This is a genomic window from Streptomyces sp. NPDC005898, from assembly GCF_040629635.1.
Taxonomy (GTDB): domain Bacteria; phylum Actinomycetota; class Actinomycetes; order Streptomycetales; family Streptomycetaceae; genus Streptomyces.
Genome location: NZ_JBEXWC010000008.1, coordinates 184807 through 210842, shown reverse-complemented (window position 1 = coordinate 210842; position 26036 = coordinate 184807). Strand labels below are relative to the sequence as shown.

The window sequence follows — 26036 nt, the reverse complement described above, 5'->3', positions numbered from 1 at the left end:
ACGGGCAGTGCCGACCGTCCCCCCGTTTTCGTTGCTCCCGATGGCGTGGGCGGCACGATGGACGAAGGGGGCGCCCGATGGGTGAGTACACGAGGATCGACGATCTGGACGTCATCCGTGAGATGGGCCTCGGCCTCGGACGGATCAAGGACGCTTTCGACGGCCTGGGGAAGCTGAAGGGCCAGTACGGGGACGACTTCGGCGAGCATGATCTCGCCTGGCAGTTCGGGGACTTCGTGGAGAACTGGGAGAGTCACCGCGAGGAACTGGGCGAGGAGATCAAGAGCCTGGCCGAGATCGCGAAGGGTGCCGCGAAGACGTACGAGAAGATCGACAGCGAACTGGCGAAGGCTCTTCGCGAAGCCGACAGGAGGAAGAGGTCCTGATGGGCGCCGCGCGCCCCACGGACTGGCAGCCGCTGGCGCACCAGGACCCGGTGCCGGGCGATCCCGATCGTCTGGAACAACTGGGCCGCAAGCTGCGCAAGACCGCCGATGAGTTGGAACGGCAGGTACGCCACCTCAAGGCGGCGTCCGAGGTGGAGTCCTGGGACAGTGACGCCGGGAAAAGCTTCCGTGAGAAGGCCAAGAAGTGCCGCGGCCGCCTGGAAGCCGCACACAAGCGCTACAAGACGGTGGCCGACGCGGTCGGCGACCGGATCGTGGACCACGGTCCCGGCTATGAGGCGAACGCCGCTGCCCCGCCCGGCAGCTATGCCACGGAACTCCATCGCGCTCAGCGGATAGCGGAGATCGCTCGGCGCGAGGCGCAGGAGGCCGAGGCCGACAAGAGCGCCGCGGAGAAAGGCCTTGACGGCCTGCCCAGAAAATCCGGGAAGGATGACGGCCCCAAAGGGGGCGGCAAGACCCAGAAGGAGAAACTGGAGGACCGGGCGGAAGCCGCCGGGAAGTCCTTGGAGGCGGCCCGGGAGAAGCTCCGGAAAGCGCAGAGCATCCGCGACGAGGCGGCTCGCAAGGCGCGCGAGGCGATCGACGAAGTCATCTCTCACGACGCTCTCAAGGACGGCTTCTGGGACGACTTCGCCGATGTGGTGAAGTTCGTGGCGGACTGGACCGAGAAAATTTCCAAGTGGGCCGGCATCGCGGCTCTCGCGGTCGGCTGGATCCCCGTGATCGGCCAAGGTCTCGCAGGTCTGCTGGGTGCCATCTCCATGGTCGCCACGCTCGTCAATATCGCCTGCACGGCGATCCAGGTCGGCATGGGTGACGAGTCGTGGACAGCGCTGGCCACGGCGGCGGTGGGGCTGCTGATGATGGGGGCGGGCAAGGCGATGTCCAAGGTGAGCGGCCGGTATGCCAAGGGGCTGCTGGGGCGCCTGAGGACCGCCAAGGGCGGTAAGCAAACGCCCAGGCAGAACAAGCGCAACCGCCACAAGTTCAACCGTGAAGCCGGGCACATCAAGGGCTTGCAGAAGGGTGACATCTCGAAGTCGGTCCGCGAGCCGGTCACCGAGCTCTTCAAGGGATCGACCTGGAAGGACGCGTTCAAGGGCGGTTACCGTGAGTCGGCACAGGTGCTGCGGGACCGTGGAAACGGGAGCCTGATCAAGGGCGGTATCAAGTCCGTGTCCTTGTCGGATGCCGCCGTGGCGTCGGATCTCAAGGAATTGAAGCACCTGGGCAAGAGCATGGGTGACGGGTACGCGGTGAACAAACTGTCGAGCCGAGCGACAGCGCTGAACGTTGCCGGCAGTGGAATAACCGCTGGTGGCCTTCTCATTGACGAGGTGAGCTGATGAACGAAGAAGAGACCGATCCGGCGGAGAACTCACCCGGCTTGGAAGAGGACCACGTCGTCGATTTCGATTTCGACGACGGGTGGCTGCCCCTCACCCTCCATGAAGGCACCCGGGCAGAGGCCCGACGGGTGGCTTCGGGCCTGGTGGAGCAGTTCAATCCACTCCAGCTCGGTGTCAGCAGGTCCGCGCTGCGGGAGGAGCTGGAGCAGCTCGCCCTGGACGCGTTCGAGTCGGGCCCGGTCCTGACGACCGTGGCGTACACGGAGGGCGGCATCCTGCTCGCCGAGCTGTCGGTCTTCGTACACGGAGAGGACGACGTCCGGCGGCCCTCGCCACAGGAGTATCTGCCTCACCTGGTGAAGTGGTCGTACGCCGAGGTCAAGGGCGAAGCACAGGTCTTCGACGTCGAACTGCCGCTCGGCCCGGCGATCCGCATCCAGGCAGTGCTGGCCGAGAAGCGCCGCTTCGGGTGGGGCAAGAAACTCAGCGAGGTCCTCCGGTACGCGGTCTGGCCGGCTGGGCAGGAGGAGATCTTCGTCGTGGAGGCAAGGTGGCTGAATTTTGAGCGGACAGACGAATTGACCGACCTCGTGGACCGCCTCATGCCGACCATGCGCCTCCTGGCGGTCCCCGCCGAACCCGCCACGGACACCGCCATCGAATCCTCCACCGAGAGCTGACATGCCCATCCGGACCGCATGGGAGACACCTCCCAGTGACTACACGATCCTCGTTCCCGACGGCTGGTTCCAACTGCACCTCGACCCCGACGAGCGGGACCGCGGTATCGCCGCCTTGGCCAACCGGCAGTTCGCGGGCATCGACAACGCGCCCGTCCTCAAAGAACGGCTGATGCGGGACCTGCAGAAGCAGGCCAAGGCGGCCTACCGCGAGGGCGGCGTCGAGCTGTACATCTCGCTGCTGACCGTCGAGGGCCTGCCGCTGGCGTCGTCACTGCTCGTGAGCCTGCTCGCCGACGGCTGGCCCGGCTGCGCCACGGCACACGACCTGGCCCGCAGACTCGTGGACACGGGGCATCCGGCTCACGTGAGAAGGCTGGACGCCGCGGGTGACGCCGTGCGGACGGAGAAGACCGAAGCCGCCGACCCGGAGAACCAGATGGGCAACACGCTGGCGACGACGACGGTGACGTACCACGTGCCCATCCCCGCGAGTGAGCAGTGGCTGAGCCTCACCTTCTCCACGCCCCTGGCGGGACTGGCGCCGCGGATGGTCGAACTGTTCGACACGGTCGCGGGAACGCTGCACTGGGAGTAGGACGGATCAGGTGTCGAGGTTGACGAACAGGCTCCGCGCGAAGTCGTCGAACTCGTCGATGTTCGAAGTGATCCAGCCGATGTCCTCGCCGAGCGTTCTCACGATCACGTCGATGCCCAGCGACTCGATGCGCCAGGCGTAGTTGACCGACACACACATCGCTTCGGCCTTGGCGGCGACGAAGTAGCGGATCGAACGCTTGCCGCGCCCCAGGCGCTCCGTGTCGAAGTCGATGACCTCGGGGTCCTGGGCGGCACCCGGCTCGTGCCTTTGGACCAGTTCGTCCAATGTCACGTCGACGTCACCCTCGCTCGGGCCCGCGTGGACGAGGAAGGTGAGGAACTCCCGTCGCGGGTCCGGGACGTAGAGGAAGATCTGGTGCGCCGGCACCGTCCGGGGAATCAGCTCGGCTGCGGATTCGAGCTCGAAGGCCAGCATCTTGACCTGCTTCTTGTCGACCGGCTCGTCGTCGACCAGTCCCCAGAGCAGCTCCGAGGTGCGCCGCGCCCACTTCTTGCGCTCGCGCGCGGCGCCCCACCCCTCCCCCAGAAGGGGCATGGCGGGCCAGACGGTGGCGTCGCTGTCCGTGTCGAGAGAGAAGGTGACGGTCACTGGGTCCTCCAGCGGAACGTGGTCATGACGGCGTCGAAGAGCTCGACGAGGATCGCGGTGAAATCGCTGTCGGGATCGCCGTCCCCGACCGTGCTGAAGTTGACGACCAGCCACCCCGCGTCCTCGCCGGACGACGGCACCTGTACGACGTAGTCGACGTGCCGGGACGGCGTCTCGGCGCCCTTCTCGGGGTCGGCGGGCATCGTGCGCTCCTTGCGCATCCCCGCCGATCCGTCCAGCTCCGCCGGCTCCGAGTCCTCCGAACCGGTGAGCAGTTGTCTCAGCACATCCTGTCTGCCGATCCCCCCGCCCAGGGCGGTGTCGACCTTGGCCACGACGATGGATGCGGCGACGAGGTAACCGTGCATGGGTTCCGTCGGCAGATAGAGGTCCACCCCATCGCGGTGCCGCGCTTCCTTCACCGAGGAGTTCAGCCGCCGGTACAGCTCCATGCGCGCCTCCGCCACCTTGTCCTTGGGCAGCTCCGGGGCAACCCGCTCGGCGGCGTCGTCGACGATCCTCTTGACCGCTTCCTGGGTTCCTTCTCTCAGGGGGACCCGCGTCCACCCCGGCGGTATGACGAGGGTGTATCCGACTGCGTTCTTGGTGTCAGCCGACGGCATCGCGGCGGTTCCTTCGGTTGAGCACTCCGTACCCGAGCGTGAGGGCGCCGGGCAGGAGAGGACTGACGAGTACGACGGGATGGTGGTGCATCAGCAGAAACAACGGTGCCAGCTGAGCGAGTCCACCGCCGGCGAAATAGAGGGCGAATTCATTGCGCCACCCGCCACGCCTGTGCAGCGCGACGACTCCGGCGGACAGGGCCGCGACCGCCAGCAACGGCAGGATCTGGGCCGGTACGCGAAAGACACCGCTGAGCGCTTTCGGAAGAGCGCCGGAGTTGATGAGCACTCCACCGGTGATGGCGACGATGAGAAACGCGAGCGGAGTCACGACGGCGATCCGCGCGTTTCTGATCACCTTCCGGTCCGCGGGCGAGAGGTCGCCGGCGGATCCGGCCGGTCCGTTGTGCACCATGTGCCTGGCTCCTGCGTCTGTACGTCATGTCCTGATCGGACGCCCGCCTCACCAGGCGGACTGGGCCTGCGTCACGCCGTTGTTGCCCTTGAAGTCGTTGTAGGCGCCCCAACTGGGCTTGTGCGGAACGCCGAGCCCGTCGCTCACGGCGTTCAATGAGTCATTGTCACCGAGCAGTTTGTCGCCCCAGTCGACCGCCGTACCGGCGTACGTCGATCCCACGGCGGTGCCATAGGCGACGTTTCCGCCCACCTTGGCACCGGGCGAGATTCCCTCGCCGAAGAGCCGCTTGTTCTGGCTGATCCCCTTGCGCAGAGCGGCGAGTTCGCTGTCCCCGAGGTGTACCGCCTGCGACCACTTGCCGGGAGGCGGCATCTCGTCGGCCACCCTGCCCGCGCGTCCGGCGATTCCCTTGCGCAGCGCCGTCATCTCCTGCCGGATGGCCGCCTTCGTCGCGTCGTCGGTCGCGCCCGCCAGACGATTGGCCAACTGGTTGCGCAGGGATTTGGTGCCCGCGAGGCCCTGCTTGAGCTTGGTGACCCTCTGCACGGTGGAAGCCGCGCGTGTCGTCTTGCTCGCGGCCTTGAGCCCGGCCATGGCACCACGACCGATCCCCATGGTGAGCAGCCCGAAGGCGTCGAACGCGACGTCCATCCAGGTGGCCTTGCCCGCCGCCACCAGCAGCATGCGGCCGAGGACGACCGCGACACCGATGCCGATGACGATGAGATTGAGACCTGGTATGAAGATCGCGGCAATGGCCAGAGCTGTTCCGATCCAGCTGAGGATGTCGAGAAACAGCTTGAATCCCTCGGCGTGCTCTTTGGCCCAGCCCACCAGATCGTCCCAGGCGCTGTCCTCCACCGCGTCGTCGATGGCATCGAGAATGTTTCTGCGGGCCGTCAACGCGTGCTCATGGAAGTGGGAGGTAGCCTTTTCCAGCTGCTTCTTCGCCTCTTTGACCGCCTCTTCGTCCTTCTCGTCGGCCTGCGCCTTGTCACGTGCCTTCACCGCGAGTCCCTGGGCGTGTTCCAGTTCTCTGGCCCAGGTGTTCAGGTGGCCCGACACCTTCTCGTACCGGCCCTTTGTCTTGTCGAAGCGTCCGGCGAGTTCGTCGGACTCCTCCTTCAGGCCCTTCGCGTACTCGCCCTTGATGTTGTCGTCGTCACCGAGCCGGCGAAGTTTCTTCACCTGCCGGGACAGGGTTTCCGCGATGTCCGAGAGCCGCTTCGCCTCCGCACGGACCGCGACCGGGTCGCCCGGGGTCGGGTCGGATTCGGCGAGCGGGGACCAGTCGACGGGACGGCCGGCCACGTGAGTTCTCCCTTGCTCGGTGCACTGTGCTCTGTGCCAAGTGCTCTGTGCTGTGCCGCTGAGTACGCGCGGCCTGTTCGCTGCGGCCTTGCTACTTCTTCTTCTTGCGCTTGTTGGCCTCGGCCAGTTCCTTGTCGAGCTTCTCGAAGTTCTCGATCGACTGCTCGACCAGTTTCCCGACCTTCTCGATGTTCCCGAGCAGTTCCTTGCGGTGGTCGTCCCAGTTCGAGGTGAACTCGTCCATGGCGCCGGCGACATACGAGGACCCGTACTCGTTCCGCATGTCCTCCTGGTGCCCGGAGCACCCCTTGAACTCCTTGCGGACCGTTCCGAGATCCTTTTTGATCGTGTAGAGGTACTCGTAGTCGACCCCGAGGTCGGTCATGGGTTTCTCCTAGCGTTTTCTTCGTCCAAGGGAAGGGCGTCGGCCGGCGCGGCTGCGGGGTCTCCGGGGCGTGAGATCACCGGTTGACGGACTGCACTTCCTCGACCGCGATGTCCTGTACGACCTCGATCGTGCCGTCGGGCATGCCGACCGGCCCGTCCTGGCCCGTGCCCGTCCAGCTGATCTCCCAAATGAGGGAGGCCTTGAGGGGGAAGGTGGCGCCCTTGGACGAGCGGTTGTAGACGATGCCGCAGGGCGGGGTCTCCTTGGACTTGCCCTTCGCGTACGGCGCGCCGATCTTGCCGTCGACGATGGGGCATTCGCCGCTTGCGGGGATCATCGTGGCGTCGTCGCTGCCCGGGTTGATCGAGAGGGACTTGGGCCGTGCGGTCGTCGTCGCCTCCAGGTGGAAGCCGGGCACGTCGATCGCCGCCTTCGCGCGGACGTCGTCGAAGACGGCCTTGTCGAGCCAGGCCCAGGTGGGCAGGTTCACCTTCGTGGTGCCCTCAGGGGCGAGGGAGACCTTGGTCTTCGGCAGCTGCATCCGCTGGTAGGCGAGCTCGGCCAGCATCTTCGACGTGATGGCCTGCTCGTACTGGGGCGGCGGGGCCTCGCCCTTGTCGACCCAGAACGGGATGTCGTTGCAGGAGGAACGCTTGAGGACGTCCGGCTCGTCGGGGTTCTCGACGGCGGCCCAGAACATGCCCTTGCCGTCCTTGTCGACGTTGTAGTCCTTGTAGCCGGGGGTGTCGGTCCAGCCGTAGTCGTCCTCGTAGTGCCGCTGCAACTCGGAGAGGGCCGCGCCCGCGTGTCCGCCCATGCCGGGGGCGCTCATGGAGTCCTTGAGCTCCTTGGACATCTTCTTCTTGAAGTCCTTGGCACCGAGGTAGGGGGCGTACCAGCAGGGGGGAGGGGCCCAGGTGACGTCGGAGGAGGTGACGTTCCCCCTGCTCTTCCCCTGAGCGACGGCACCGGTGTAGTGGATCTGGGCGGCGGCGTAGATGCCGGTTCCGTCGCTGCCGCCCTTTGCCTCTGCCTCGCGGCCCTTGCCGGAGTTCACCGGCTTGGCCGCGTGGGCGGGTGCCGTGAGGACGAGGGTGCCGAGGGCGAGCGTCAGGGCTGCGGTACCGAGGGTCGTACGACGTGCTCTGTTCACCGGCACTGTGCCGCCTCCGTCTCCACGAACACCTTGGATGCCTGCCACAAGTCCTTGCCGGTGGGCATTTTGGTCATGATGAGCTTGTAATGATCGAAGTCCTTGATGCTGGGCTTGGTCCTCAGCACCTTCCCGGTCTTGATCTCTTTGCCGAAGTACTTGCTCGAGTCCGCGCAGAAGGTGACCTCCACCGAGTTGCCGTTGGCAGCGGAGCGTGTGGTGGCCCGGTAGTGGCGCAGCGTGCCGGTGGCGGTCCAGCCGCCCTTGACCCACTCGTTGATCTGCACCTGCGCGTAGTGAAGGCCACCACCGGTCGCGTAGGCGGACACCGCCGCGTCCTTGGCGGTGCGCTTGTCGACGCCTCGGTAGATGGCACGGAAGAAGTTCGCGGCGTCGTCCATGGCCGCCGCTTCGTTCTTGTCGTTCGGCCTGTCCCAGTCGAAGATCAGCCTCATGTCCTTCGGCAGGGACAGGTCCACGCCGTCCGGATTGTCGTCCGTGGATGTCGCCGGCTCCCGCGACTTCTTCGGCTTCGTCGTGCCCTGATCGGCGCCCGCGATCTTGTCCTTGTCCGGGGAGCTGTCGTCACCCCCGCCGCCGCAACCCGTCAGAAGCAGAACAGCGGTCGCGGCGAGCGCGGCGGTGACGGGCAAGGTGCGGCGGTTCACGGTCGGCTCCCGGTGGGGCGAGGATGTCTCCAACAGCCCGACGTTATCCACGGGGTTGGTGGTTCCGCCAGGGTCGATAGTGGGGCAAGGTGTGCCATCCCGGCGGACTGTCATCGTGTCGTGACGCACTCGGGGCGGACTCCCCGGACGCCCTGGACAACACCGGCGGACCCGGCGGGGAACGGAGAGACGTACTCGCTGCGTTGCGTCCTCCCCGCAGAGGATCGAGGAGTACGCCCGCCACAACCGCCCCGCCGACCTGCTGAGGGAGCGGATCGACGGCGGCACGGGCGAGCAGCGGGCGGGCGCACCCGGGTGCCCCCGCCGCCTCGTAGGCTGGCCCCGGCCGGACCGGCGAGGAGTCGGCCGGCCGGTCCGGCACGCCGACGAACCGGCCCGGCACACGCCGACGAAGGGGACGAGAACAGCCATGGCCCGCTACACAGCACCGCAGACCATCGCGCGCGGCGGATTCAGCATCAAGGTGCCGGAGTCGTGGTGGGAGTTCGACGTACGCCCCGAGTCCCGCGACGCCGCCATCCGCCAGATGATCAACGACCGCGTGCGGGCCCGCCCCGAGCTGGCCCCCTACCGCGACACCTTCGAGGGCTTCCTGCGCAAGGCCGCGAAGGACGCCTGGCAGTCCGGCGCCCTGTACTGCGGCTGCATGGCGGAGACCTTCGGCGGCGATACGCCGGTCACCGGCTCGGTCACGGTTTCCCTGGTCGGCGCGCGCACGCCCGGCGGCGACATCCTCCCGACCGACCCGGACCGCATCGTCGCCCAGCTCGGCGTGCGCGAGGCCAAGCGGGAGGGCGACGCGTGGCGCGAGGTCACGACGGTCGACATCCCGGGGGTGGGCCTCGCGGCCCGCACCTACGGCGTCGAGGACATCTCGGTGGAGGGCGACGACCGCACCCTCCGCGTCGTCCTGATGCAGACGTTCATCCCCGTGCCGGGCCAGGAGGGCAAGGTCGCCCTGGTCTCGGGCAGCAGCCAGCTCCTCGAACTGGCGGACTCGTTCTTCGACATCTTCGACGCGGTGACGTCTACGTTCCGCTTCGCCGAGTAGCCGAGTAGCCGAGTAGCCGAGTAGCGGAGTAGCGGAGTAGCGGAGCAGCGAAGTAGGGGAGTAGGGGCGGCCGCTCCGGCCCGTCAGGTCCGAAGAAGTTCGGTCCGAAGAAGTCCGGTCCGAGGACGCCCTCGTCGACGGCGGGGCCCGTACGCGTCAACGGGGAAGCGTACGGGCCCCGCTCGTCCTCAGCGCCGGTTCAGCACCCGATTGATCCGCTTGCCCGAGCGCGACTCGTCCAGCGTCTTCCACAGCTTCGACGAGCTGAGCGACGTGTAGACGCCGGGGGCGCCCTGCGCGCCGCAGCCGTCGCCGTAGGAGACGACGCCGATCAGGATCGGGGCCTCGCGGCCGGGGACCTTGCGGAAGATGGGGCCGCCGCTGTCGCCCTGGCAGGAGTCCTTCGCCTCCACGCCCGCGCAGAAGTTGACCTTCGCGTCGTACTCCTTGTAGCTCGTGCGGCACTCCGCGTGGGAGAGGATCGGGACCTTCACCTCGCGCAGGCGGTCAGGGGTGTGGTCCAGCTCCGTGTCCGTGTTGCCCCAGCCCGCGACCGTCGCCTTCTGGCCGGGGCGGATCAGCGCGTCGGTCCCCTGCGTGGGGAGCGCCACGGGGGAGATGCCCCGCACCGGCTTCTCCAGCTGGAGGAAGGCCACGTCGTAGGCCTCCTTGCCCTGGAGGTAACGCGGGTGCACGACGACGCCGCCCTTGGCGATGTTCCGTATCTGGCCCTGCTTCCTGGAGAGGACCGTGCGGCCCACCGCGACCTGGAGCGTCTTCGGCCCGACCGGCTTGCCCGCGTCGTCGACCAGGCAGTGCGCCGCCGTCACGACCGTGTCCGCGGTGACCAGGCTGGCCCCGCAGAACTGCCGGTCACGCGCGCTGCCGGGGCCCTTCTCCAGTACGGCCGTCATGAACGGATGGGCGTCGTTGGGGACTTCGGTGCCGCCGATGATGGCGTGCGCGGCGGGGGCCGAGGTGGCGACCATCGCGAGGGCGGCGCCGGTCGCGGCGAGGCCGGCGGCGAGGGAGGTCCGGCGGGTGGGGGTCCGCAGGGGGGTTGTGCGACTCATGGGGGGTTGCTTCTCTTTCGTGTCTTGCGTGGTACCTGAATTCCGGCGATCCGCCGGGCAACAGGTGGGGCCGGCACCACATTTGGTCATGCGTTCAACCAAGTGGTCATTCCTCGTGAAACCTTTCGTGCGGAAGGGGAGAGGGGGAATCCGCGGCACCGGTTCACTCCGCCACTCGCGTGGGCTGTTCCGCCACTCGCGTGGGTTGTCCCGCCACTCGCGTGGGCTGTTCCACCACTTGCGTGGGTTGTGGGGAGGATCGCGGGCGGTTCGGTGGTCGCGACCGCGGCGGAGCGCCGTGCCCCTTCGTGCGTGCGGCCGCACATGGTGGCGGGCGGGAACCGGCCGCACCCCCGGTGACGTCCCTCTCGGGGGCCCGCGTGGGCCTTATCGCCCGTCCCGCCGCCGCCAGTTGCGCACGGCGGGCCAATTCGCGTACGCACACACCCGCCACGCCTCCGCAATCCGGCAACGGCATCGGAACCGGCGAGCGCGGATTGCGCGTGGATAACGATGAGGCCTGTGAGGTTCGCGATCTTTAACGTGCCTTGAGGGGCTTATATGCTGCTGATACGGTGCGATGACTTGACACGGGGCCTGGGCTGAACAGCCCGCCCGAGGTGGGGCGAGAGAGTCGCGAGTGTCACAAATGATCGAAATTGACCGATTCTTCTTGTGCGTGCGGGGAGCAGTTGCGTGAAGATCCAGGAGCGTTTGGGGGCGGGCGGCAACCGTTCCGCCGCGCCGGCCCAGCCGGCGATGGGTGAGCGCCTTCCCGCGCCGCCTCGCGAGCGCAAACCCGCGCTCGCCGCCCTGGCCGTCCTCCTCATCCTCGTCGGCGCGCTCGGCGCCACCGTGCTCGTGCTGCGCGCCGGCGACCGCATCGAGGTCGTCAAGGTGACGAAGGAGATCCCGGCGGGCGAGGCGCCCGTCGAGGGCAGGAACATCACCAGCGTGATGGTCGCCGAGGACGACTCGATCCACTACGTCCCGTGGACCAAGGTCGACGCCCTCGTCAAGCTCAAGGCCAAGAGCACCATCCCCGCCGGCACCGTCGCCGTCGGCGAGATGTTCGGCGCCAAGCCCGGCCTGCCCGCCGGAAAGGCCTCCGTCGGCCTCTCCCTCAAGGAGGGCCAGTACCCCGCCGACCTGAAGCCCGGCGACACCGTCGCCGCCTACCCGGTGGTGTCCGGCACCTCGACCGGCAAGGGCTCCGCCGGCAGCGGCAGTTCGAGCAGCGGGTCGAGCAGCGGGTCGAGCGGCGATACGCCGCTGGTCGCCGCCGCCAAGGTGAGCACCATCAGCTCCAACAACGACGCCACCGTCAGCACCGGCAACCAGAACCTCACCCTCCTCGTCCCGCGGGGCGAGGTCGCGGCTCTGGCGAGCGCCGCGTCCGAGGGCAAGGTCGTCGTCGTACGCGTCACCCCCGACAGCAACTAGAGGCGAGCGAAAGGGACATGGCGCTCATCGCACTCGCCGCCGACAAAGGGTCGCCCGGCGTCACCACCGCTGCCGTCGCGCTGGCCGCCGTCTGGCCGCGCCGCGTGCTGGTCGCGGAGACCGACCCCGCGGGCGGCGACCTCGTCTACCGCAGCGCGGCCGCGCACGGCGGACCGCTCAACCCCAACACGGGCATGCTGTCCATCGCGGCCACGGCCCGCCGCGGCCTCGTGCCCGACCAACTGTGGGACCACACGCAGCCGTTGAGCGGCGGTCTCGAAGTCCTCGTCGGACTGGGCAACGCCGAGCAGGCCGCCGGTCTCGCCGGGGTGTGGCCGACCCTCGGGCGCGCCTTCGCGCAGCTCGCCGACTCGCCGCACGCGCCCGCCGACGTCATCGCCGACTGCGGGCGGATCAGCGGCGACACCCCGGCCGTCGAACTGTTCCCGCAGGCCGCCCTCGTCCTGCTCGTCTCGCGCACCGAGCCCGAGGCGCTCGCCCGCGTCCGCGACCGCGCCGCGGCCCTCGCCGCCAAGCTGCACGGCGGATCGCGGGGCGCCGCCTCGCTCGCCACCCCGCTGATCGGCGTCCTGCTGATCGCGGACCCGTCGGCGTCGGCCAAGCTCGTCCACCAGGTCGACGACATGCTGATGGCCGCGCAGACCGGCGCCCGCGTCGTCGGCACCCTCGCCGACGACCCGACGGGCGCCGACCAGCTGGCCGGACGCAAGCGCGGACGGCTCGACAAGTCGCTGCTCATCCGCTCCGCCCGCAAGGTGACCGTCGACCTGTACCAGCAGTACGGCGCCGCCTGGAGCGGCCCGGCCGCGCCGCAGCGGCACCAGCACGGAGCGGGCCGATGAGCACGCCCGTCGACCACCAGCTGGTGAAGCGGTTCCGGCAGGAGGCCGGCGACCGCATCGCCGAGCAGCGCCGCCTCGACCAGATCTCCGGCGTCACCCCGATGTCGGGCGAGGACGAGCGGCACTACGCCCGCGCCGTCATCGCGCAGATCCTGGAGGAGTACGCCCGCGCGGAGATCAACGCCGGGCGCACCCCGCTCGACGCGGAGACCGAGGAGCAGTACGCGGCCGCCGTGCACGCCGCTCTCTTCGGCGTCGGCCGGCTCCAGCCGCTTCTCGACGACCCCGAGGTCGAGAACATCGACATCAACGGCTGCGACCAGGTCTTCGTCGGATACGCCGACGGCCGCGAGACCAAGGCCGACCCCGTCGCCGAGACGGACGAGGAACTCGTCGAGCTGATCCAGGTCCTCGGCGCGTACTCGGGCCTCTCGTCCCGCCCCTTCGACTCCGCGAACCCCCAGCTCGACCTGCGGCTGCCCGACGGCTCGCGGCTGTCGGCGGTCATGGACGTCACCCGCCGCCCCGCCCTGTCCATCCGCCGCGCCCGCATGGGCAAGGTCTTCATGTCGGACCTGGTCGGCAACGGCACGCTGACGCCGGAGATCGGCCACTTCCTGGCCTGCGCGGTCCGGGCCCGCAAGAACATCATGATCGCGGGCGCGACCAACGCGGGCAAGACCACACTCCTTCGCGCGCTCGCCAACGAGATCCCGCCGCACGAGCGCCTGGTGACCGTCGAACGCGCCCTGGAGCTGGGCCTCGACCAATTCGCCGACCTGCACCCGAACGTCGTCGCGTTCGAGGAGCGGCTGCCCAACTCCGAGGGCCAGGGCGAGATCTCGATGGCCGAGCTGGTGCGCCGCTCGCTCCGTATGAACCCCTCCCGGGTCATCGTCGGCGAGGTGCTCGGCGACGAGATCGTCACGATGCTGAACGCGATGTCCCAGGGCAACGACGGCTCGCTCTCCACGATCCACGCCAACAGCTCCAGCGAGGTCTTCAACCGCATCTCCACCTACGCGCTCCAGGCCGCCGAGCGGCTCCCCATCGAGGCGAGCCAGATGCTGGTGGCGGGCGCGGTCAACTTCGTCGTCTTCATCCAGCGGCGCAACAACTACCAGTCCGGCGGCAAGCTCCAGCGCGTGGTGACCTCGGTCCGCGAGGTCAACGGCGTCGACGGCCGCGTCCTGTCCAGCGAGGTCTTCGCGGAGGCCCCCGACGGGCAGGTCGTCGCGCACGCGCCGATCGCCTGCATGGACGACCTGGCCGCGTTCGGCTACCGCCCCGCCGGGCAATGGGGGTGAGCACGACATGAACGCATCCCACCCACTGGCAGCGGGCTCCCTCGGCTCCATGGGCGGCCTCTTCTCGCTGCCGGTCCTGTACGCCCTGCTCTGCGGCGTCGCCGCGGGCGGCGGCATCGCGCTGCTCGCCGTCGCGCTGCGGGGCCTGCCCCCGAAGCCCGAGCACGAGAAGCACAAGGCGAGCGAACGCTGGAGCGAACTGATCCGCTTCGCGGGCCGCCGCGGCTCCCTCGCCGCCGGTGTCGGCCTGGTCGTCCTCCTGCTCACCCGCTGGGCGGTGGCCGGCATCGCGGCCGGCATCCTCGTCTTCTTCTGGGACAAGCTCTTCGGCGGCGCCGCCGAGGAACGCGCCCAGATGAAGCGCGTGGAGGCCCTCGCCGCCTGGACGGAGTCGCTGCGCGACACGATCGCGGGCGCGGTCGGCCTGGAACAGGCCATCCCCGCCTCCGCCCGCGCGGCGGCCCCCGTGCTCCGGCCCCACCTGGACGCCCTGGTGGACCGCCTGCGCGCCCGCACCCCGCTCCCCGAGGGCCTGCAGATCCTCGCCGACGAGATCGACGACGCCTCGGCGGACATCATCGTCGCGGCGCTGATCCTCAACGCCAAGCTGCGCGGCCCGGGCCTGCGCCAAGTCCTCGGCGCGCTCGCCAAGTCGGCGCGCGAGGAGGTCGACATGCGCCAGCGCGTCATGGCGCAGCGCGCCTCGACCCGCCGCTCGGTGCAGATCGTGGTGGCGGTCTCGGTCGCCTTCGTCCTCGGCCTGTCCATCTTCAACCGCGAGTTCGTCGAGCCCTACGGCACACCGGTCGGGCAGCTCGTGCTGGCCCTGGTCTGCGCGCTGTTCGCGCTGGGCTTCTGGTGGCTGCGGAAGCTGTCGACGGTCGAGACGCCGGACCGCTTCCTGGTCAAGGACGAGCCGGGCGTGCAGTTCGTGCGGCCCCGGGGCGCGGCGGACGGCACCGGGCAGGGCCGGCCGGGCGCCGGTCGGCCGGGCGTGAGACAGCCGGGCGTGGGGCAGCCGGGCGTGGGACAACCGGGCGTGGGGCAGAGCGGCCAGCAGGGCCTGCCTCTTCAGCACGGCCTCCCGGGCCAGTCCAACTCCTCCGAGGGGGTACGTCGATGAGCCTGACGATGCCGATCGTGATCGGCGCGGTGCTCGGCCTCGGCGTCTTCGCCCTCGTACGCGCCCTGCTGCCGCCCAAGCAGAGCGCGGTCGCCACGGTGGCCCGCATCGACGCGCTGCGGGCCCGCGGCGCCGCGTACGCCTCGCAGCGGGCCACCGGAGACGTGGAGAAGCCGGGCCGCATCGGGTCGCTGCGGACCCGCGTCGGCGCGCGCGTCGCGGACCTCTACCTCCAGCAGGGCTGGGAGCAGCGCTCGCTGCGGGCCGACCTCGCGGTCCTGGACCGCAGCTGGGAGAAGTTCCTGGCGACGAAGGTGCTGCTGGGCGCGGTCGGCATCTTTTTCGGCCCGTTCCTCTTCACCGTCGTCATGGTCCTCGGCTTCAGCCGCAGCCCGATCATCCCCGTGTGGCTCGCGCTGATGTTCGGCGCGCTCTTCTTCTTCCTGCCCGACCTGGAGGTGCGCAGGGACGCGGCGGACAAGCGGCGCGACCTGCGCCGCGTCATCGGCGCCTATCTGGACCTGGTGTCGATGAGCCTCGCGGGCGGCCGCGGTCTGCCCGAGGCCCTCATGGCGGCGGCGGAAGTCTCCGACGGCTGGGCGACGCAACGTATCCGCAGCGCCCTGGCCGACGCCCGCATCACCGGCGTCAGCCAGTGGCAGGCCCTCGGTTCGCTCGGCGAGGAGCTGGGCGTCGAGGAACTGAAGGACCTGTCGGCGTCCCTGGCGCTGGTGGCGGACGACGGCGCGAAGGTGCGCGAGTCCCTCGCCTCCCGCGCGGAGACGATGCGGCACCGCGAGCTGGCCGAGATCGAGGGCAGCGCGGGCGAGAAGTCGCAGTCGATGCTGGTCGCGCAGCTGCTGCTGTGCGCGGGCTTCCTGGTCTTCCTCATCTTCCCGGCGGCGATGCGCGTGTTCCAGGTGTAGCGGCCCGTCACGACGGTGCCGGGCGACAACGGGGCCCGGCACCACCTCCCCCCACCACTCCTGAGAGGACAACACATCATGAACGGACCGAGCGGCCTGAACGGCCTGGACGAGCGGGACTTCCGCACCGGCAACCCCGGCCTCGACCTCGTGATCACCTTCCTGCAGGGCCGCGTGCAGCGCGTCCGCTCGGGCGAGCTGGACCGGGGCGCGTCCGCGGTCGAGTGGGTCATCATCTCGGCGGTCGTCGTGGCGATCGTGGGCGCGGTGGCGGCCATCATCAACGCGGCTCTGGACAAGGGCGCCACGAAGGTCGGCGAGTGCATCGAGGGCGCGGACGCGGGCAAGACCTGCTGATCCGGTGGTGAACGGGGACAGGGAGCGGGGACGCGTGCGCGAGCGTGCGAGACGATGGGTACGCCGCAGGGTGGAGGCCGCCTCCACCCGCGGCGAATCCGGCATGACCGCGATCGAGTTCGTGCTGCTCACCCCCGTACTGTTCTTCATGATCTTCGCGACGGTGCAGTTCGGCCTGTACTTCTTCGCGGACCACGTCGCCCAGGCGGCGGCCCAGGCCGGCGCGCGCAAGGCCCGCGCCACGGCGGACGAGAACGCGGGCGGCTGGCGCGGCGAGGCCCGCGACGTGGTCGACGCCTACATCCGCCAGCTCGGCCCGCAGCTGGTGCTCGACCCGGACGTGCGCACGATCCAGCCGGAGCCGGGCACCGTCGGCGTGGAGATCACGGCGAAGGTGCCGATGGTCTTCCCCGGGCTCGACTTCACCGTGCACGCGCAGTCCTCGGGACCGGTGGAGCGGTTCGTGGAGGACGACGGCTGATGCGCTTTCGGCTGCCGCGGTGGCGGCGTGACGACCGGGGGCTCTCCACCATCGAGGTGGTGATCCTCGCCCCCGTGATGATCCTGTTCATCCTCGTCCTGGTGGCCTTCGGGCAGCTCGTGGACGGCCGGGGCGCCATCGACGGCGCGGCGCGGGACGCGGCGCGCGCCGGCTCGATCCAGAAGGAGCACGGCACGGCGATGGCACAGGCGCGCAGGGCCGCGCGGGCGGACCTCGCGGACGTCTGCTCGGGCCCGGTCAGCGTCGTGCAGAAGAGCGCCGGCTTCGACCCCGACGTCGACCCCTTCTTCACGGTCGAGGTGAGCTGCCAGGTGCGGGGCCTGGCGATGATCGGCGTCGATGTCCCGACGACCCTGAAGGCCAGCTTCAGCTCGCCGCTGGACCCCTACCGGAGGGCGGCGTGAGAAGGAGAGCCATGACCGACGCCGTACGAGGCTGGGTCGCCGCCCGCCGGGAGGCGCTGGACGACCGGGGCTCGGGGGCGGGCGCCGTCATCATCTTCGCGATCGTGTTCCTCACGCTGTCCGCGTTCGTCATCGACGGCGGGCTGTCCATCTCCAAGCGGGAACGCGCCGCGGACATCGCGGAGCAGGCCGCGCGCTACGCGGCGCAGGACCTCGACACGGAGGGCCTGTACGAGGGGGCCGAGGGCGCCCCCATCAACTACGAGAACTGCGGCGCCCGCGTCCAGGCCTTCGTCCGGGAGGCGGGCCTGTCCGGCGCGGACGTCTCGGCGACCCACTGCGTGACGGCGAACGCCCAACGGGTGGAGGTCCAGGTCCAGATGACCTACAGCCCCGTCTTCACCGGCATGTTCTACGGCGGCGATGTCACGGTGAAGGGGAGCGCGGTAGCGGAGAACGAGGTGGGCTGAGACGGGGCCCGCCGGGGTCGTTCTTCGGCGGCACGACCCCGTTGGGCCACCGCGGGGGTACATGTCTCTTCAGCGTCGGCTCATCACACGTATGGCTGACGCACCGTCTGTCCTCGTCCCCCGCGACGGCCCACGTCCATGGTCGACTTCGAGCCCGGCGCCGCTGCCGGGAGCGGGAGTCCGACGCACCGGGCTCCGCAACGGCCCCTAAGGGAGCCGGTGATGCACGCCCGGGACCGGCGTCGGCTTTTCGGCCACGGACGAGCCCGCCTCGAACCTGTGCGGTCGGCCTCGGCGGCTACGGGACATTGACGCAACGCTCCCGGTGCGGCGGCACAGCCTGGATAGCGTGAGCTTCGCTTCAGCGAACCGCACTCTCCAGGAGCCTTCAGTGAACCGCCCTGTGCACCTCGCGACCGATCCGCACTCCGACTCAGCTCCGGTCCGTCAGCCGCTGACAGAGACGCGCGTGTCTCGGCCCGAGGAGGAGAGGCCCGTATGGCAGGACGGCTGAGGGTGGACGGCACGGAGCTGGACAGGTTCGTCAGGCTCTTGGACAAGTCGAATGACGCGTTGAAGAACATGCGCAAGGCGCTGTCCCACGCCACGGTGTCGGGACTGGGCACAGTCGCTCTGGACAGCGCGTGCGAGCAATTCCAGGACGACTGGAAGTACGGCACGGAACAGATCGGCGAGCAGGCCGCGGATCTCGCGAAGATCATCAACAAGAACAAGGACAGTTACTTCGAGGTCGACAGAGCCCTGGAAGAGGCGATCAGGAGATCCAGGGAGAAAGCTGAGCCGAAGAACGGCGGGAGCACCACATGACCGTGTCGCTCGGGCCGGGCCACCCCAGGGGCGCCAGGAACCCCGACTTCCCGGCGCTCGGTTTCAATCCGGTCCCCGGAGACTGCGACGCGGTCGGAGCGCTCCACAAGAAGCTGGTCAACTGCGCCAAGGTCCTCGACGACACCCATGAGGTGGTCACGAAGCTGATGGACGGCAGCTACTGGGAGGGTGACGCGGCGGTCGCCTACCGCGAGCAGCTGCGGGACGGGCCCCTGCCGAAAAACTTGCGCAACGCGGCACGGTCGATCGGCAAGGCCGCCCGGCAGTTGGCGCGCTGGCGCGAGGAGCTGGAGGAGTTCCGTGCGCGCGCGAAACGGCTGAACGAGGACGCGAAGGACGCGCGTGAAGAACTGCGCAAGGCGAAAGGCGTCGCCGACACGGCGGGCGACGGCCCCGACCTGGACGAGGAGAAGGCCTCGGGGCACGAGGGAGCGCGAAAGGCACTGAGTCGTGCCCACGCCCGCGTCAAGGAGGCCGAGGCGGAGTTGGCCCGTGTCCTCGCCAGGGCCAGGAAGCTCGCCCACGAACACGAGGAGAAGGCCCACCTGCGGGCCACGAAGATCCGCGACGCGACGGGGAAACTCGCTCCGCACGAGCCGGGTTGGTTCGAATCGACGCTGGAATGGGTCAAGGAGAACCTCCCCGACATCCTCAGCACAGTCGCGGCGGTCGTCGGCCTCGTGGCCCTGTTCGTGGTCTCGGGCGGGACGGCTGCGGCGGTTTTGTTGTTGGCCGCGGGGGTGCTGAGTGGGGGTGCGCTTGCGCTGCGTGTCTTCGGTGATCCCGAATTGCGGGAATCGCTATGGGACGGCTTCACCAAGGGCGAGTTGGATCAGGACTTTTGGAGCAACTTGGTGACGGTGGGTGGGGACACTCTCGGTATGGCCCCGGGAGTAGGTGCGGTCTGGAAAGGTACGCGCACGGCCTTGCAGGCCGCGGGTGGGACGGGAGAAGTGCTCCCCTTGGCGCAGCGGATTGCTCAGGTCGGTCCCCGCACCGTTGACGAGGCGAAGGACCTCACCGGTCTCGGTAACTCCCTGCTGACCACCACGGTGCGGGGTGCGAGAGCTGAGCCGGCCATCAAGGCGATCCAGGTGACCTCCGCGTCATTGGGCGTGGCAACCGCTGGATTCGGCCTGGCAATGAAGGCAGTGGATGCCGATGACGACGGGATCAAGGGGGGAGCAGTGGCTGGAATCGATGGTGCCCGACTCGGCGTCGATGGTGGCGGAATCGTCGATGTGGCTCGCCATGCCTTCGCACGGTAACTCTGAATGGCAGGGGGATTGCGCAAATGCGGCCAACTGAACATCAGGTGGCATGGCATCATTCGGCGACTCGCAAAGCTTGGGCCCGGACTCTTGGCGCGAGCGTGCTGCGGTTGCTGATTTTGGCCTGCATTGCATTCGGTAGCCTGGTGGCCGCCGTCGGACTACCGGTTTCGATCGGGTGGATTCTCTTTCCGGTCCTCGCGTACGCGCCGTTCCGGAGCATCGTGGAGATGTCGTTCCTCCTCACTTCTTTTCGTATGCGTCGTGTTCTGCGTGTGTACCCCTGGCAGATTCTCAGCGATGTACCGCGGGGCATCACACCGCACGCTGCGGCGTCGGACCGGCGCATGTGGTTCGAACTGCCCCATCCGGACGACCCGGCCGACAGGGTTCCGTTGACCTTCATCGCTGCGTTCCGTAGCCACTGGTGGTTCAGACGAATTGGAGCCTCCGCCGCGGAACCTGAACGCAAGGCGCAGATCGAGCCGTTGTGGTTCGCGGGTGACCCACGCTTCCTTGCGGTGATCGCTGCTCCCGGTCGTGACGGGGCGAGGCCCCGCCGACTGCATCTTCTGTATCAGGGGGCAGCCCTGCGCCGGGGCGCACCCGCCGATCGCAACGCCAGCCCGGCCGCTCTGGAACGTGCACGCCGTGCAGGCGCCTCTGTTCCGGGGGCGCCGACCCCACAGTCTCCGTCTCGCCGAACGTAATGGCCCTTTCTTGATGTGCGCCCTGGCTCGCAGGGCGTGCGGCTGCCGTGCTCACCTTCATACGTATGGGACATCGACACATGCGGACCGACCTGCCGTCGTTAGTCGTCCACGATTCTGCCCGGGATCCAGAGGCCGACATCTGGTTCGCGGAGCCGGCCGGCTTTACCGCCGTGCCGCTTGATGTTCTGCTGAACGTGCCGGACTCACCCGAGAGTGACCCGTTCCATGTCGCCCTGGGGCCCGTGTTGGACACGGCGCCCGATGAGCTCGCCCGACAACGCTTCCTGGCCCACGTAGGCGCCGCGCGACACCTGCTGTCAGCGCTCTGCGAGGCGGGAACGGTCTACTGCGCCATCGGTCTGCACCGCGATGACACCGACGTCGACAGAGATGCTCCGGGCGAGGAAGCCACCGCCCGAGCCGGGGATGCCGGGCGGCCCCTGTTGTCCTTCCTGACGCTTTCCTGGCGTGACATCGCCATCGCCCCGCCCTCCGTGACGGCGGCCCGAGCCGTCGCATCCGGGGAAGGTGCCCCGCACACCCGCGTCGAGTACGTCGAAGGCCTCGCCTGTGGTCCGGTCAGTCTCAGTGAGACGGTGCGAACACCCGTCCCGGGCGGGCTCGGCGCGGGCCCGCTGCTCCAGATCCACGCCCACCTGCCCCATCCGGACGGCAGGCGGATCGCCGTACTGACCTTGAGTACGCGCGCGACGCACCGCCGAGACGACTACCGCCGCATCCTGCGCGGCGGCATCGAACTGGTCAGCTTCGAGAATCCCTTGCCCCCCGGTGCGGTCTGAACTCCCCGCTACTTGGCCCCGCCCGTGTCCCCCTTGCCGCCGCCCTTGCCGTTTCCGTTTCCGTTCACCTTCACCGCGTCGTTGACCTCCTTCGCCAAGTCGTCGTCGAGCTTCTTGAACTCGCGGACGACCGCGTCGGACAGGGACGCGAGTTGGTCCAGTTGCTGGCCGATGTCCTCGCGGCCGTCCTCCCAGTTGGACTCGAAGTCGTCCAGGGAGTCGTAGACGCCGCCGTCGCCGATGTCGTCGCGGTAGGACTCGAAGATCTTCTTGGTGCGGTTCATGCGGTCCTTGATGGAGCGCAGCCGGCGGCCGTAGTCCTCCAGGTCGGTGATCGGGACCGCGAGGTCGCTCTTGCCCTTGCCCATGGTCATGTCCCCCTCGGGTGCCTCACCGCTCCCCGCCGACAGGGAGCGACGGTCCCGACGCTACCGGGCCGGCCGGCCGTGCGCCTCGTACGCGCCTCCCCTTCGTCGGCGCCGGCCGGGGGAACCGGCCCCGCCCCCACCGCGTCGGTGATCAGGGGCGGGGCCCACCGCCTCGGCCAGGCGAATCGGGCCTTTGGGGCGCGGAGTTGGTAATCGGGCGGAACCCCCGCCCGTACCCCTGTCTGCCCCTCGGCACCTTCCGTACCATCGCCTCAGTGGCTCAGTAGGCTCTTGCCACCACCATCCACTCCTCTCCACAGGACACCAGGACTTCCGCCATGGCGCGCACCACCTCACGCTCGACGAGCCCGCCTGATCCGCGGTCGCCGCGGAACCGGACGCCGCAGCCGCTGCCGGGGCGCCGGCGTTCCGTCGGGGACTTCGTCAAGGCCTTCCTCGCCTTCGTCGCCCTCACGGTGCTCCTGGTGGGCGTGCCCAGCGCGCTGGTGGTGTTCGTGGGGTGGCCGCTGCCGAGCGGGGCGCCCTCGCTGAGCTGGCTGCAGCAGGAGATCACCGTCAGCACGTTCATCAACGTGCTGACCGTCGTCGTCTGGTTCGCCTGGGCGCAGTTCACCGCCTGCGTGCTCGTGGAGATAAAGGCCGCGCTCTCCGGTGTGGGGATCCCGAGCCGCGTACCGGGCGCCGGCGGCAGCCAGCTGCTCGCGCGTCAGCTCGTCGCCGCCCTGCTCCTGGTGGGCGCCACCGCCGCGAGCTTCGCGCCGGGGCTCTCGCAGTTCGGGCAGTCGTCGGAGGGCAACCAGAAGCCCGCGTCCGCGGCCGCGCAGCAGACGCCGGGGCTCTTCGGGCAGGAGCAGCGGACCGCCGCGTCCGCCGCCCACGCGCTCGCCGCGCAGGCCGAGCAGGCCGCCCACGCGGACGGCGGCGTCGGCGCCAAGGACGGCGACACGAAGTTCTACCGGATCCAGCCGCCCGAGGGACGCCACCACGACTCCCTGTGGGAGATCGCCGAGCGGCACCTGGGCGACGGCCGCCGGTACAAGGAGATCTACCAGCTCAACAAGGACCGGGAGCAGCCCGACGGGTCCAAGCTCTCCGAGGCCAGCCTCATCCGGCCCGGCTGGATCATGGAGATGCCCGCGGACGCGCACGGCGGCGAGCTGGTCGAGATGCCCGACGAGGCGCCGAAGATCTCCAAGGACGTCAAGGAGCAGATCTCCGACTACTCCCGGACCGGCGACCAGCGACAGGGCGGCGACCGGCAAGGCAGTGGCGACCAGCAAGGCAGCGGCGAGCAGCAGGGCAGTGGTGACCGGCAGGGCAGCGGCGGCCGGCAAGGCGGCGACGGCCGACAGGGCAGCGGTCACGGCGCCCGTGACGGCGGCAGCGGCCCAGTAGACCAGGACACCGCCCACATCGTCCTCCCCGAACAGCGCCCCGACGCCCCCACCGCCCCCGCCGAGCCCGCCACGCCGCAGGCCCCGGCCACCCCGGAGACACCCGCGGCGGACGCGCCCGACGACGGCCGCCTCGACGGCTCCGGCTTCGGCCTGCCCGAGGCCCTCCTCGGCGCCCCCCTCCTCGCCGCCGGCCTCCTCGGCGCCCTCGGCCGCCGGCGCCGCCACGCCCTGTGGCAGTCGGCCCTGGGAGCCGTCGGCGGGCACCGGCAGCCGTCGACGCCGACCGGTGACGCCGCCGATGTGCAGGACGCGCTGCTCGTGGGCGCCGACCCCGAGGGCGTACGCCTGCTCGACCTGTCGCTGCGCGGCCTCGCCGCCTCGCTCGCCGGGGAGAACCGCCCGCTGCCGACCGTCTACGCGGCCTGGCTGACCAACGGCGACCTGCACCTCCAGCTCGCCCAGCCGGCGGGCCGGCCGCCCGCGCCGTGGCAGCTGGGGCAGGACCAGACGTTCTGGGTGCTGGCCCACGCCGACGCCGAGCGGTACGAGGACGCGGACACAGCCGCGCCCTACCCCGGCCTCGTCAGCCTCGGCACCCTCGACGACTCGCGGCTGCTCCTCAACCTGGAGTCCGTGCCCGGCATCGTCTCGCTGAGCGGCGCCGCGAGCGACCGCGCCGCCGTCTTCGCCTCGGTCGCCGCCGAACTCGCCACCAACGGCTGGTCGGACCGCATGACCATCACCCTCGTCGGCTTCGGCCAGGACCTCTCGACGCTCGCCCCCAACCGGCTGCGGCACCTGGAGGACGTGGCAGCCCTCCTGGAGACCATGGAGGCCGAGACGCGGCAGCGGCGCGGCGCGCTCGGTGCCGCCGGGCACGACTCCGTGCTCACCGGCCGCACCGGCCCCGCCCGGCACACCCGCTGGGCCCCGCACCTCGTCCTGCTCGCCGCCGAACCGACCGGCGAGGACGCGCTCAAGCTCGCCGAACTCGCCGCCGACGCGGCCCGCCTCGGCATCGGCTACCTCGTCGGCACGGACTCCGGTGACCTGCCCGGCGCCGCCTGGGAGATGGAGATCACCCGCGAGGGGAAGCTGCTGGCGCCGCTGCTCGGCCTCGAACTGGCGGCGCAGACGCTCCCCGAGGACCAGCAGCGCGCCGTCGTGCGGCTCTTCACCGAGGCCGACCCCGACAGCGTGGACGACCGGGGCCCCACCGGCCCCGACGACGGTCCCGCGGGCGCCGCGCCGCCGTTCCTCGTCGACGTCACCGAGCAGGGGCGGCCCGCGGTCTACGCCCGCCTCGTCGGCACGTACGAGATCATCGGCCTCGACAGCCCGGACGGGGAGCGCAGCGCGCTGATGCACGAGGCCCTCGCGCTGCTGCTCCTGCACCGCGAGGGAGTGCACCCCCGGGTGCTCTCCTCCGCGCTGTGGCCGCGCGGCGTCACCGAGGACGTGCGCGACGCGCTGGTCGAGCGGCTGCGCGAGTGGCTCGGCACCGACCCCGACGGCTCGCCCCGGCTGCGGACCGACCGGAACGGCCGGCTCACGCTCGCCAAGTCCGTCGTCTCCGACCTGGACGTGCTGCGGTCCCTGTACTACGAGGCCACGCAGGGCCGGGGCGCGGGCAACCGTGCCGTGCGCGGGCGGATGCTCACCGACGCGCTGGTGCTCGTACGAGGGCAACTGCTCGCCGACCGGCCGCGCGGGCGGTACGCGTGGCTCACGCACGAGATCATCGACGCGCAGCTGCCGTTGCTCGTCGCCGACATCGGGCTCGCCCTGTCCGAGTTCCACCTGGAGAAGGGGCGCGCGGAGAAGGCGATCGAGGCGCTGAACGCCGCGCTCGGCTCCGCGCCGGGCGATGAGCGGCTCTGGAACGAGTTGCTTCGGGCGACGGCCGCGACGGAGGATTCCACCCGGCTTCGGCGGGTGGCGGCGGATCTGGTCGCACGGAGTGGGGCGCGCGGGCTGCCGCCTCGTACCGAGGCGTTGCTGGACGAGCTGCTCCCCGGCTGGCGCAGTGAGGCGTCCGCGGCCGGGTGAGGGTCTGGAACCGCCGCTTCGCGGCGGATGTCTCCCACCCACCGCCCGTGAACCCGCGTCGAACAGGTGAACGTCTTGGTCGCTCTCCTCGCCGTCCTCGGCGGCGCGCTCTGGGGCGTTGTCGCCGGCGCCCTCGTCCCCCGCGCCGCCTACCGGCTCTCCGTCCCGCCCGAGGAGAGCCGGCGCCGTGCGTGCCCCGAGGGACACCCCCTAGGGGGGTGGCTGGGGCTCGCCAGGTGCGGGGCGGACGGGGAGTGGTACGGGCCCCGCACCGCCACCCTCGCCGCCGCCACCGCGATCGTCTGCGCGGCCCTCGCCGCCGCCACCGGCGCTCGCCCCGAACTGGGCGCGTGGCTGCTGCTGGCGCCCGTCGGCGTGCTGCTGGCCGTGGTCGACTTCCGGGTGCACCGGCTGCCCGACGTAGTGACCCTGCCGCTCGCCGGGGCGGCGCTCGCGCTGCTGGGGGGCGCGGCGCTGCTGCCCGAGCACGCGGGGGAGTGGACCGGCGCGCTCCACGGGGCGTTCGCGCTGGCCGGCGCGTACTTCGTGCTCTTCCTCGTCAACCCCGGCGGCATGGGCTTCGGCGACGTGAAGCTCGCCCTCGCGCTGGGCGCGGTGCTCGGCTGGTACGGGTGGGGGGTGCTGCTCCTCGGGACCTTCGCCGGGTTCGTCCTCGCCTCGCTGTACGGCATCGGGCTCGTCGCCGCCCGCCGCGCCGGGCGCAGGACCGCGATCCCCTTCGGCCCCTTCCTGATCGGCGGCGCCTTCGTGGGAGTGCTGCTCGGGGCGTACTCCGCCTGACGTCGGGGGCTCTCGGG

28 protein-coding genes are annotated in these 26036 nt (G+C 70.0%); 19 read left to right on the top strand and 9 right to left on the bottom strand.

Annotated elements, in window-relative coordinates:
- Nucleotides 1-77 precede the first annotated feature (77 nt).
- The 4 genes from ABZ385_RS14315 to ABZ385_RS14300 are packed head-to-tail and all read left to right on the top strand — an operon-like array spanning nt 78 to nt 3037.
- Entirely contained in the window at nt 78-386 is a 309-nt protein-coding gene (locus tag ABZ385_RS14315) for a hypothetical protein (RefSeq protein ID WP_358911501.1), read from the top strand.
- Entirely contained in the window at nt 386-1756 is a 1371-nt protein-coding gene (locus tag ABZ385_RS14310) for a hypothetical protein (RefSeq protein WP_358911499.1), read from the top strand. Before ABZ385_RS14315 ends, ABZ385_RS14310 begins: the two co-directional genes overlap by 1 nt.
- Nucleotides 1756-2439, top strand: a complete 684-nt coding sequence (locus ABZ385_RS14305) for a hypothetical protein (RefSeq protein ID WP_358911497.1) — start codon at nt 1756-1758, stop codon at nt 2437-2439. Before ABZ385_RS14310 ends, ABZ385_RS14305 begins: the two co-directional genes overlap by 1 nt.
- 1 nt (nt 2440) lies before the next feature.
- Nucleotides 2441-3037, top strand: a complete 597-nt coding sequence (locus ABZ385_RS14300; RefSeq protein WP_358911495.1) for a hypothetical protein — start codon at nt 2441-2443, stop codon at nt 3035-3037.
- A gap of 6 nt (nt 3038-3043) precedes the next feature.
- Here the strand turns inward: ABZ385_RS14300 and ABZ385_RS14295 are convergent, their stop codons facing one another.
- The 7 genes from ABZ385_RS14295 to ABZ385_RS14265 all read right to left on the bottom strand — a co-directional run bounded on the left by ABZ385_RS14295 (nt 3044) and on the right by ABZ385_RS14265 (nt 8210).
- The gene (locus tag ABZ385_RS14295) at nt 3044-3649 is read right to left on the bottom strand and encodes a hypothetical protein (protein ID WP_358911494.1); all 606 of its coding nucleotides are present in this window, start codon (nt 3647-3649) and stop codon (nt 3044-3046) included.
- A complete protein-coding gene (locus ABZ385_RS14290) occupies nt 3646-4272 on the bottom strand; it encodes a hypothetical protein (protein ID WP_358911492.1) in 627 nt (208 codons plus the stop codon). Before ABZ385_RS14290 ends, ABZ385_RS14295 begins: the two co-directional genes overlap by 4 nt.
- On the bottom strand, nt 4259-4687 hold the full coding sequence (locus ABZ385_RS14285) for a hypothetical protein (RefSeq protein ID WP_358911490.1): 429 nt from the start codon (nt 4685-4687) through the stop codon (nt 4259-4261). Before ABZ385_RS14285 ends, ABZ385_RS14290 begins: the two co-directional genes overlap by 14 nt.
- Nucleotides 4688-4735: 48 nt before the next feature.
- Entirely contained in the window at nt 4736-6001 is a 1266-nt protein-coding gene (locus ABZ385_RS14280; RefSeq protein ID WP_358911488.1) for a putative T7SS-secreted protein, read from the bottom strand.
- Between the two features lie 91 nt (nt 6002-6092).
- Nucleotides 6093-6386 carry a hypothetical protein gene (locus tag ABZ385_RS14275; protein WP_358911486.1) on the bottom strand — a complete coding sequence of 98 codons (294 nt, stop codon included), beginning with the start codon at nt 6384-6386 and terminating at the stop codon, nt 6093-6095.
- Between the two features lie 76 nt (nt 6387-6462).
- The gene (locus ABZ385_RS14270; RefSeq protein WP_358911484.1) at nt 6463-7542 is read right to left on the bottom strand and encodes a hypothetical protein; all 1080 of its coding nucleotides are present in this window, start codon (nt 7540-7542) and stop codon (nt 6463-6465) included.
- Nucleotides 7539-8210: a hypothetical protein gene (locus tag ABZ385_RS14265; RefSeq protein ID WP_358911482.1), complete on the bottom strand. Its 672-nt coding sequence runs from the start codon at nt 8208-8210 to the stop codon at nt 7539-7541. The genes ABZ385_RS14270 and ABZ385_RS14265 overlap by 4 nt, the downstream gene beginning before the upstream one ends.
- Nucleotides 8211-8640: 430 nt before the next feature.
- On the opposite strand from ABZ385_RS14265, the gene ABZ385_RS14260 reads away from it, so the two are divergent.
- The gene (locus tag ABZ385_RS14260; RefSeq protein ID WP_358911480.1) at nt 8641-9282 is read left to right on the top strand and encodes a hypothetical protein; all 642 of its coding nucleotides are present in this window, start codon (nt 8641-8643) and stop codon (nt 9280-9282) included.
- A 188-nt stretch (nt 9283-9470) separates the two neighbouring features.
- Here the strand turns inward: ABZ385_RS14260 and ABZ385_RS14255 are convergent, their stop codons facing one another.
- The gene (locus ABZ385_RS14255; protein ID WP_358911478.1) at nt 9471-10355 is read right to left on the bottom strand and encodes a serine protease; all 885 of its coding nucleotides are present in this window, start codon (nt 10353-10355) and stop codon (nt 9471-9473) included.
- Nucleotides 10356-11051: 696 nt separating this feature from the next.
- Here ABZ385_RS14255 and ABZ385_RS14250 point away from each other — a divergent pair.
- From ABZ385_RS14250 to ABZ385_RS14195, 12 genes are all read left to right on the top strand, one after another.
- Nucleotides 11052-11798, top strand: a complete 747-nt coding sequence (locus ABZ385_RS14250) for a hypothetical protein (RefSeq protein ID WP_358911476.1) — start codon at nt 11052-11054, stop codon at nt 11796-11798.
- A gap of 17 nt (nt 11799-11815) precedes the next feature.
- The gene (locus ABZ385_RS14245) at nt 11816-12661 is read left to right on the top strand and encodes a hypothetical protein (protein WP_358577188.1); all 846 of its coding nucleotides are present in this window, start codon (nt 11816-11818) and stop codon (nt 12659-12661) included.
- On the top strand, nt 12658-13968 hold the full coding sequence (locus tag ABZ385_RS14240; protein WP_358577190.1) for an ATPase, T2SS/T4P/T4SS family: 1311 nt from the start codon (nt 12658-12660) through the stop codon (nt 13966-13968). The genes ABZ385_RS14245 and ABZ385_RS14240 overlap by 4 nt, the downstream gene beginning before the upstream one ends.
- A 7-nt stretch (nt 13969-13975) precedes the next feature.
- On the top strand, nt 13976-15091 hold the full coding sequence (locus ABZ385_RS14235; protein ID WP_358697038.1) for a type II secretion system F family protein: 1116 nt from the start codon (nt 13976-13978) through the stop codon (nt 15089-15091).
- Entirely contained in the window at nt 15088-16017 is a 930-nt protein-coding gene (locus tag ABZ385_RS14230) for a type II secretion system F family protein (protein WP_358697040.1), read from the top strand. Before ABZ385_RS14235 ends, ABZ385_RS14230 begins: the two co-directional genes overlap by 4 nt.
- Nucleotides 16018-16122: 105 nt before the next feature.
- Nucleotides 16123-16374: a hypothetical protein gene (locus ABZ385_RS14225; protein ID WP_358577444.1), complete on the top strand. Its 252-nt coding sequence runs from the start codon at nt 16123-16125 to the stop codon at nt 16372-16374.
- 103 nt (nt 16375-16477) lie between these two features.
- Nucleotides 16478-16855: a TadE family protein gene (locus tag ABZ385_RS14220; RefSeq protein ID WP_358911569.1), complete on the top strand. Its 378-nt coding sequence runs from the start codon at nt 16478-16480 to the stop codon at nt 16853-16855.
- The gene (locus ABZ385_RS14215; protein WP_358699099.1) at nt 16855-17280 is read left to right on the top strand and encodes a TadE/TadG family type IV pilus assembly protein; all 426 of its coding nucleotides are present in this window, start codon (nt 16855-16857) and stop codon (nt 17278-17280) included. Before ABZ385_RS14220 ends, ABZ385_RS14215 begins: the two co-directional genes overlap by 1 nt.
- Before the next feature lie 11 nt (nt 17281-17291).
- Nucleotides 17292-17750 carry a pilus assembly protein TadG-related protein gene (locus ABZ385_RS14210; protein WP_358911474.1) on the top strand — a complete coding sequence of 153 codons (459 nt, stop codon included), beginning with the start codon at nt 17292-17294 and terminating at the stop codon, nt 17748-17750.
- A 498-nt stretch (nt 17751-18248) separates the two neighbouring features.
- A complete protein-coding gene (locus tag ABZ385_RS14205) occupies nt 18249-18578 on the top strand; it encodes a hypothetical protein (RefSeq protein WP_358911472.1) in 330 nt (109 codons plus the stop codon).
- A complete protein-coding gene (locus ABZ385_RS14200; RefSeq protein ID WP_358911470.1) occupies nt 18575-19867 on the top strand; it encodes a hypothetical protein in 1293 nt (430 codons plus the stop codon). The genes ABZ385_RS14205 and ABZ385_RS14200 overlap by 4 nt, the downstream gene beginning before the upstream one ends.
- Nucleotides 19868-20660: 793 nt before the next feature.
- Entirely contained in the window at nt 20661-21383 is a 723-nt protein-coding gene (locus tag ABZ385_RS14195) for a hypothetical protein (protein WP_358911468.1), read from the top strand.
- 8 nt (nt 21384-21391) lie between these two features.
- Here ABZ385_RS14195 and ABZ385_RS14190 read toward each other — a convergent pair whose 3' ends face one another.
- A complete protein-coding gene (locus ABZ385_RS14190; protein ID WP_358911567.1) occupies nt 21392-21751 on the bottom strand; it encodes a hypothetical protein in 360 nt (119 codons plus the stop codon).
- Between the two features lie 338 nt (nt 21752-22089).
- Here ABZ385_RS14190 and ABZ385_RS14185 point away from each other — a divergent pair, with 338 nt between their 5' ends.
- Together ABZ385_RS14185 and ABZ385_RS14180 are read left to right on the top strand one after the other, a co-directional pair.
- Nucleotides 22090-25218, top strand: coding sequence for a BTAD domain-containing putative transcriptional regulator (locus ABZ385_RS14185; protein WP_358911466.1), 3129 nt, complete (start codon nt 22090-22092; stop codon nt 25216-25218).
- Between the two features lie 75 nt (nt 25219-25293).
- Nucleotides 25294-26019, top strand: coding sequence for an A24 family peptidase (locus tag ABZ385_RS14180; protein ID WP_358911464.1), 726 nt, complete (start codon nt 25294-25296; stop codon nt 26017-26019).
- Nucleotides 26020-26036: the final 17 nt, after the last annotated feature.

Bases quoted from the DNA above. Each gene is read 5' to 3' on its own strand.
- ABZ385_RS14315 (WP_358911501.1), top strand. From the start codon at position 78: ATGGGTGAGTACACGAGGATCGACGATCTGGACGTCATCCGTGAGATG.
- ABZ385_RS14310 (WP_358911499.1), top strand. From the start codon at position 386: ATGGGCGCCGCGCGCCCCACGGACTGGCAGCCGCTGGCGCACCAGGAC.
- ABZ385_RS14305 (WP_358911497.1), top strand. From the start codon at position 1,756: ATGAACGAAGAAGAGACCGATCCGGCGGAGAACTCACCCGGCTTGGAA.
- ABZ385_RS14300 (WP_358911495.1), top strand. From the start codon at position 2,441: ATGCCCATCCGGACCGCATGGGAGACACCTCCCAGTGACTACACGATC.
- ABZ385_RS14290 (WP_358911492.1), bottom strand. From the start codon at position 4,272: ATGCCGTCGGCTGACACCAAGAACGCAGTCGGATACACCCTCGTCATA.
- ABZ385_RS14285 (WP_358911490.1), bottom strand. From the start codon at position 4,687: ATGGTGCACAACGGACCGGCCGGATCCGCCGGCGACCTCTCGCCCGCG.
- ABZ385_RS14275 (WP_358911486.1), bottom strand. From the start codon at position 6,386: ATGACCGACCTCGGGGTCGACTACGAGTACCTCTACACGATCAAAAAG.
- ABZ385_RS14260 (WP_358911480.1), top strand. From the start codon at position 8,641: ATGGCCCGCTACACAGCACCGCAGACCATCGCGCGCGGCGGATTCAGC.
- ABZ385_RS14255 (WP_358911478.1), bottom strand. From the start codon at position 10,355: ATGAGTCGCACAACCCCCCTGCGGACCCCCACCCGCCGGACCTCCCTC.
- ABZ385_RS14245 (WP_358577188.1), top strand. From the start codon at position 11,816: ATGGCGCTCATCGCACTCGCCGCCGACAAAGGGTCGCCCGGCGTCACC.
- ABZ385_RS14240 (WP_358577190.1), top strand. From the start codon at position 12,658: ATGAGCACGCCCGTCGACCACCAGCTGGTGAAGCGGTTCCGGCAGGAG.
- ABZ385_RS14235 (WP_358697038.1), top strand. From the start codon at position 13,976: ATGAACGCATCCCACCCACTGGCAGCGGGCTCCCTCGGCTCCATGGGC.
- ABZ385_RS14230 (WP_358697040.1), top strand. From the start codon at position 15,088: ATGAGCCTGACGATGCCGATCGTGATCGGCGCGGTGCTCGGCCTCGGC.
- ABZ385_RS14220 (WP_358911569.1), top strand. From the start codon at position 16,478: ATGACCGCGATCGAGTTCGTGCTGCTCACCCCCGTACTGTTCTTCATG.
- ABZ385_RS14215 (WP_358699099.1), top strand. From the start codon at position 16,855: ATGCGCTTTCGGCTGCCGCGGTGGCGGCGTGACGACCGGGGGCTCTCC.
- ABZ385_RS14210 (WP_358911474.1), top strand. From the start codon at position 17,292: ATGACCGACGCCGTACGAGGCTGGGTCGCCGCCCGCCGGGAGGCGCTG.
- ABZ385_RS14205 (WP_358911472.1), top strand. From the start codon at position 18,249: ATGGCAGGACGGCTGAGGGTGGACGGCACGGAGCTGGACAGGTTCGTC.
- ABZ385_RS14200 (WP_358911470.1), top strand. From the start codon at position 18,575: ATGACCGTGTCGCTCGGGCCGGGCCACCCCAGGGGCGCCAGGAACCCC.
- ABZ385_RS14195 (WP_358911468.1), top strand. From the start codon at position 20,661: ATGCGGACCGACCTGCCGTCGTTAGTCGTCCACGATTCTGCCCGGGAT.
- ABZ385_RS14190 (WP_358911567.1), bottom strand. From the start codon at position 21,751: ATGGGCAAGGGCAAGAGCGACCTCGCGGTCCCGATCACCGACCTGGAG.
- ABZ385_RS14185 (WP_358911466.1), top strand. From the start codon at position 22,090: ATGGCGCGCACCACCTCACGCTCGACGAGCCCGCCTGATCCGCGGTCG.